The sequence below is a fragment of the Paracraurococcus ruber genome (assembly GCF_004353985.1).
Classification (GTDB): Bacteria; Pseudomonadota; Alphaproteobacteria; order Acetobacterales; family Acetobacteraceae; genus Paracraurococcus; species Paracraurococcus ruber.
The window spans coordinates 1-6,631 of sequence record NZ_SMOA01000277.1; the positions used below are offsets into that span (position 1 = coordinate 1).

Annotated in this window: 4 protein-coding genes; 3 read left to right on the forward strand and 1 reads right to left on the reverse strand. The window is 74.3% G+C overall.

The genetic code is table 11. The features are described from left to right. Positions 1–390: 390 nt before the first annotated feature. Together E2C05_RS26840 and E2C05_RS26845 are read left to right on the forward strand one after the other, a co-directional pair. The gene (locus E2C05_RS26840) at positions 391–1,632 is read left to right on the forward strand and encodes an MFS transporter (protein WP_133222724.1); all 1,242 of its coding nucleotides are present in this window, start codon (positions 391–393) and stop codon (positions 1,630–1,632) included. 690 nt (positions 1,633–2,322) lie between these two features. Next, positions 2,323–3,384 carry a glycosyltransferase family 4 protein gene (locus E2C05_RS26845; protein ID WP_133222725.1) on the forward strand — a complete coding sequence of 354 codons (1,062 nt, stop codon included), beginning with the start codon at positions 2,323–2,325 and terminating at the stop codon, positions 3,382–3,384. A 160-nt stretch (positions 3,385–3,544) separates the two neighbouring features. On the opposite strand, the gene E2C05_RS26850 is transcribed toward E2C05_RS26845, so the two are convergent. Beyond that, positions 3,545–5,263 (reverse strand): N-acyl-D-amino-acid deacylase family protein, encoded by a 1,719-nt coding sequence (locus tag E2C05_RS26850; protein ID WP_133222726.1) that lies wholly within the window; start codon positions 5,261–5,263, stop codon positions 3,545–3,547. A gap of 231 nt (positions 5,264–5,494) precedes the next feature. Here E2C05_RS26850 and E2C05_RS26855 point away from each other — a divergent pair, with 231 nt between their 5' ends. Then, positions 5,495–6,472 carry a Bug family tripartite tricarboxylate transporter substrate binding protein gene (locus tag E2C05_RS26855; protein WP_133222727.1) on the forward strand — a complete coding sequence of 326 codons (978 nt, stop codon included), beginning with the start codon at positions 5,495–5,497 and terminating at the stop codon, positions 6,470–6,472. Positions 6,473–6,631: the final 159 nt, after the last annotated feature.

The window sequence follows — 6,631 nt, forward strand, 5'->3', positions numbered from 1 at the left end:
CGCGAAGCACCGGCGGGCTGGCGGCCGGGCGCGCCCGCGGCGGCCCGCCGCGCCTCCGGCGGCCGCGCCCGTCTGCCCCCACGGATCACGGCAGTGGAATGTGGCAGGTCCGCCGCGGGCCGCCCGGGCATGCGCCGTCCCGGTGCGCCTCCCCCCCCCCCCGCCGCTTCCGCCTCGCCGGCTCGCCCTTCCCGCCCCCAGGGGCGCGGCCGCCGCATCCGTTCTCCGGTCATCTTCGCGCGGCAGCCTGTGGCCCGGCGGATTGTGGCGCCGCCGCCATGCCGCGTGCCGAAGCGCACGGGACCCGATTATGGCAGGCGCCTTATTCTTGCCTTGTTTGCCGCTATCAGAACACAATATACACGTTCAGATTGCATTCGGCGGCACGACATGGCGCATCAGGATTTCCCGTCCGCTTCCCGGCCCGGCGCCGGCGGTTCCGCTACCCGGGGCGTCCTGGCGCGCCATCTGCTGCTCTTTGCCCTGGTCTTCGCCGCCTATGGCGTGGAAGCGCCCTTCCTGCCCGCCTTGCTGGCCGAGGGCGGGCTGTCGGCCAGCGCGCTCGGCCTGGTGCTGGCGGCCGGGACGGCCATGCGGCTGCTCTCCGCCCCGCTGGCCGCCGCCGCGGCCGACCGCTTCGGGGCGCCCCGCCTGCTGCTCTGCGGCGCGCTCCTGGCCTCGGCGCTGCTCGGCTGCGGCTATGCCCTGGCCGGCGGCCTGGCCGCCCTGCTGCTGGTGCACCTGCTGGTCTCGGCCGCGCTGGCGCCGGTGAACCCGCTGGCCGATGCGCTGGCGGCCGGCGGCCGCTACGGCCTGGTGCGCGGCGCCGGCTCCGCCGCCTTCGTCGGCGGCACGCTGCTGGCCGGGGTGGCGGTGGCGGATGGCGGCCTGGTCTGGGTGGTCTGGCTGAATGCCGGGCTGCTGGCGCTGGGCGCGCTGGCGGTGCTGGCCCTGCCCATGCCGCCGCCGCGGCCGGCCCGCGTCCCCGCCGGCCGCCGGGAACCCGGCGCCGCGAGGCGGCTGCTGGCCCGGCCCGGCTTCCGCCGCCTGCTGCTGGTCAGCGGCCTCGTGCAGGGCAGCCACGCCCTCTACGGCGCCTTCGCCACCCTGCGCTGGCAGGAGGCGGGGCTGGCGCCGGAAGCGATCGGCCTGCTCTGGGCCATCGCCGTCGGGGCCGAGGTCGCGGTCTTCCTCCTCCTCGGCCCCTGGCTGCTGCGGCGGCTGGGGCCGGCGCGGCTGGCCGCACTCTCGGCCGGCGCCGCCGGGCTGCGCTGGGCGGCGATGGCCATGACCGCCGAGCCGATGCTGCAATTCGCGCTGCAGCCGCTGCACGGCCTGACCTTCGCCGCGCTGCACCTGGCGACGATCCGCCTGCTGGCGGAGGAGGTGCCGGAGTCGGAGGCCGCCACCGGCTTCGCGCTGCAGGCGACCCTGGGCCCCGGCCTGGGCGGGGCGCTGCTGACCCTGGTGGCCGGGCCGCTCTATGCGATGGCCGGCGCCGGCGCCTTCTGGGTCATGGCGGCGCTCTGCCTGCCGGCCGTCCCGTTGGCGCTGCGGCTGGGCAGCCCGGCGCGGGAGCGTGCCGCGCCGGTCCCGCTGCTGCCGGCGGTGGAGCCCCGCCCGGCCACCTGAGCGGCTGGAGCCGCGGACGCGGCTCTCGCCTCGCGCGACGCACGCCGCGGGGCCCCAGGGCGGCGGACGGTCCGCCCCGCCGCGGCGGCGTCCCGCCTGCTGTCGAAACGCGGCGCGGCGGCCGACCGAGGCACGCGGCGCGGACCGCCATTCGCCCCGGCACCAGCGCGTGGCGGGCCGGGCCTGATGCCGTCGGGCGGCCCCCGGACGCCGACCGGCGCGATGCCCGTGCCGGGCGCGCAGCCGGCCCTCCCCCGGGGCGCCCCGCACGCCTTCGCCCGATGCCGCGGAGGGCCACCCTTCGCCCGCCCGCGGCGGGATCCTGGCATGGTCGGGCCCGGGCCGACGTGGCATTCGCGCGCCGCCCGGCCCGATCGCCGTCGGCGTCCCCACGGCATTCGCACGTCGCCGGCCCGCCCGCCGACCGGCCGATCCGCCCCTGGCGCCGCCGCCGCCGGATACCCGTCCCGGCGGCCTGCGGCCCGCCCTTCCCGCCCCCGGCGCGACCCGGGACGGCCGAATCGAACCGCGCCCGCCCAACAACCGCGTGAGCGTATACACAGTGCCATGCGGCACCACGCCGGCGCCTTTTTCCTGTCCGATTCAAAGCCTTTCTAGGTCAATGACGATGACCAAAAGGCCTCCGCCGGTCGTCACGGCGGGTTTCACCCGACAGGAGAAGACGACTCGATGAGAATCGCGCAGATCGCGCCGCTGGCCGAAGCCGTCCCGCCGAAGCTCTATGGCGGCACGGAACGCGTGGTGTCCTGGCTGACGGAGGAACTGGTGGCCCTCGGCCACGAGGTCACCCTCTTCGCCAGCGGCGATTCCGTCACCAGCGCCACCCTGGCGCCGATGAGCCCGCAGGCGCTGCGGCTGGACAAGACCGTGGGCGACCCCAACGCCCCGGTCTTCCTGATGCTCGAGAAGGTGCTGCGCCGGGCGCAGGATTTCGACATCCTGCATTTCCATCTCGACTACATGCCCTTCAGCCTCTTCACCCGGCAGCCGGTGCCGCATGTGACGACGCTGCATGGCCGGCTCGACCTGAAGGAGATCTGGGGCCATTACGAGCTGCACCGGGACGTGCCGCTCATCTCCATCTCCGACAGCCAGCGCCAGCCGATGGCCTGGGCGAACTGGGCGCGCACCATCCATCACGGCCTGCCGGAAACCCTGCTGCGCCCGGCGCCGGGGGCACGGCCCGACTACCTCGCCTTCCTCGGCCGCATCTCGCCGGAGAAGCGGGTGGACCGCGCCATCGAGATTGCCGGCCGCGCCGGGATGAAACTGAAGATCGCCGCCAAGGTGGACCGCGCCGACCGCGACTACTTCGAGGCGAAGATCGAGCCGCTGCTGAAGCTGCCGCATGTCGACTACATCGGCGAGATCGGCGACCACCAGAAGGCGGAATTCCTGTCGAACGCCAAGGCCCTGCTCTTCCCGATCGACTGGCCGGAGCCCTTCGGCCTGGTGATGATCGAGGCCATGGCCTGCGGCACGCCGGTGATCGCCTACGACCACGGCTCGGTGCCCGAGGTGATGGAGGACGGGCTGACCGGCTTCATCGTGCGGGACGAGGCGAGCGCGGCGCAGGCGGTGGCGCGGCTGGACCGGCTGGACCGCGCCGCGATCCGCCGCCGCTTCGAGCAGCGCTTCACCGCGCGCCGGATGGCGGAGGACCATGTCGCGCTCTACGAGGCGCTGGTCCGCGCCAAGCTGCCGCCGGTGCGGGCGATTGCGGCGGAGTAGCGAGGCTTGAGGAGGGCTCCGCCCTCCTCAAGCTCCATCCGCCAAAGGCCGAAGGGCCTTTGGAAATCTCGGGTTTGACTGGGGCCGGCCGAGGGGTCGCCTGACCCCTGGCAGGTCGGGCTCGGGGAGGGACAGGGGCACCCCGCGGCGCCCTCCCCGACTACACCCGTCCCGCCCGCACCAGCTTGCCCGGCAGCGCGCCGGTATGCGCGCCATCCTCGAAGACCGGCATGCCCGAGACGAAGGTGGCCTTGTAGCCCTCGACGCGCTGCATCAGCCGCCGCCCGCCGGCCGGCAGGTCGTACCAGACCTCCGGCTTGTGCAGCCGCAGCCCCTCATAGTCGATCAGGTTCACATCGGCCTTCTTGCCCGGCGCCAGAACGCCGCGGTCATGGAAGCCGAAGAATTCCGCCGTCTCGCTGGTCTGCCGCTTCACCACGAATTCGAGCGGCAGGCGCGGGCCGCGATGCCGGTCCCGCGCCCAGTGCGTCAGCATCCAGGTCGGCACCCCGGCATCGAGAATCGAAGAACAGTGCGCCCCGCCATCGCCGAGGCCGAGCACCGTCGCCTCATCCGTCAGCATGGTGTGGATGACGTCGTGGTTGTCGATGTTGTAGCCGGTGACGGGGAAGAAGATCAGGTTCGCCGGGTCGGCCGCCATGTAGTCATAGGCCACCTCGTCCGGCGTGCGGCCTTCCCGCTCGGCGATGGCAGCGATGCTCTCGCTCGCCGGCGGCTCGTAGTCCGGCGGGTCGCCCAGCTTGAACATGCGGTGCCAGCGGCGGACGATGTGCTGGCGGAACTGGCTGAGGCGCCCGAGCAATTCCTCGCTCGGCCTGTCGGCCAGGATCTCGGCGCGCACCGAAGGGTCGCGCAGCCGCGCCATCCGCTCGGCGACCGGCAGCTTGAGAAGCGTCTGGTAGCTCGGCCGGATGGAGAAGGGGTTCAGCGCCGTGTCGGCGCCGAGCAGCACGCCCACCGGCCGGCCCGCCACCTGCGCCGTCACCATCGCGCCCTGGGCGCGGGCGGATTTCACGCCCTCGATCAGCCGGCGCCAGCGCGCATCGTCGGTGGGGCGGTCGGTCAGCAGGAACCAGACGGGACGCCCCGTCTCCTTCCCCAGCTGCGTCATCCAGGACAGCTCGGTCTCCTCGATGTCGAAGTCGCTGTTCATGCCGAAGGCGCCATGGCCGACATCGCCCAGCGCCCGGCCGATGCCGAGCAACTCGTCCACCGCCGAATAGCGGCTGGGCACCATGCCGCCGGTCAGCGTCTTGTGGCTGTTGGTGCGGCTGGTGGTGAAGCCGAAGGCGCCGGCCCGCAGCCCCTCCGCGGTCAGGCGCCGCATGGCGGCGATGTCGTCCTCGGTCGCCTGCTCCAGGTCGATGGCGCGCTGGCCCATGACATAGACGCGCAGCGGGTGGTGCGGCACCTGCGCGGCGATGTCGATGGTGCGCTTCATCCCCTCCAGCGCATCGAGGTATTGCGGGAAGCTCTCCCAGTTCCAGCGCAGCCCTTCGGCGAGCGCGATGCCGGGGATCTCCTCCACCGCCTCCATCAGGCCGATCAGTTCCTCATGGTGGGTCTTGCGCACCGGCGCGAAGCCGACGCCGCAGTTGCCGAAGAGGATGGTGGTGACCCCGTGCCAGGAGGACGGGGCGAGCACCGGGTCCCAGGTCGCCTGCCCGTCGTAATGGGTGTGCGCATCCACCCAGCCGGGCGTGACCAGCAACCCATCGGCGCGGATCTCACGCCTGCCCGGCCCGGCCTTGCCGCCGACCTGGGCGATGCGGTCGCCATCGAGCGCGAGGTCGCCCGCGAAGCCCGGCCTGCCGGTGCCGTCGAGGATGGTGGCGCCGCGGATGACCGTGTCGTGCATCGGGGCTTCCTTCGTGGTTGGGCCGCCTGGCGCGGCCGCTGTTCCGCACCGCGCCGCGGTGCCGCCTGCCGCCGCCGCGCGCCTGGTCCGGGACGATCCGTTTCCCTCTCCCGGGGATTGAACGCCCCGGCGGGTGCGGGGGTCAAGCCTGCGTTCGGTCGCCCGACCAAGCTTCCGCAACGGCCCGGGCCTGGGGCATGATCCGCGGCCGGACCGGGGAGGACGCCGAACATGCCGCCGAAGCTTGGCCGCCGCGCCGCGCTGGCCCTGCCGCTGCTGCCTGCGCCCGTGCTGGCACAGGGCTACCAGCCGCGCGCGCTGACCATCCTGGTGCCCTCCGCCCCCGGCGGCACGCTGGACGCGCTGGCGCGCTTCTTCGGCCAGGCCATGGCGCCGCAGCTCGGCCGCGGCGTGGTGGTGGAGAATGTCGGCGGCGCCGGCGGCCTCATCGGCATGCAGCGCGCCGCGCGGGCGGAGCCGGACGGCAACACGCTGGTCTTCGGCAACATGGGCGTGATGGCGGTGGCGCATGCGCTCAACCCCGGCGCGGGCTTCGACCCGCGGCGGGACATGGCGCCCATCACCCTGGTCGCCGACGTGCCGATGGTGCTGGCGGCGAGCCCGAAGCGCGGCCTGCGCAGCCTGTCGGCGCTGCTGGACCACATCCGCCGCAACGGGGAGAAGGCGACCTTCGGCACCGCCGGGCTCGGCACCACCAGCCATCTGGCGCCCGGCTACCTGCTGCACCTGGCGGGGCTGAAGGCGACGCTGGTCGCCTATCGCGGCGCCGGGCCGGCCCTGGCGGACCTCGCGGCCGGGACGGTGGATGCGGTGATCGACCAGACCGTGACGATGATCCCCGGCCATCGCGGCGGCACCGCCGTGGCGCTGGCGGTCAGCGCGCCGCGCCGCATCCCGCAGCTGCCGGACGTGCCAAGCTTCGCCGAGGCCGGGCTGCCCGGCTTCGACCTGGTGATCTGGAACGCCTTCGCCGCGCCGCCCGGCACGCCGGCGCCGATCCTGGCGCATATGGCGGAAGCGCTGGAGGCGGCGCAGCAGGATCCGGCGCTGCAGGCCCGGCTGGCGGAGCTTGCCAGCACCGCGCCGCCGCCGGAGCAGCGCGGCCCGGCCTATATGCAGGCGCGCATCCTGGCCGATGTGGCGCGCTGGACCGACCTGGTGCGCGTGGCCGGGCTGAACCGGGAATAGCGCAGCGGCCGGCCGCCATGCCCGGCCGCCATGCGGTGCCGTCGCCGGCCTGGGCCCGGACTGCTCCCGGCCGCGGATCCTGCCGGCGCGGCGCAGGACCGGCCCGGCCGCCGACGGCGTCCCGGGCCGGCACGCAGGGTCGCCGCCTCGCGCGCCGCC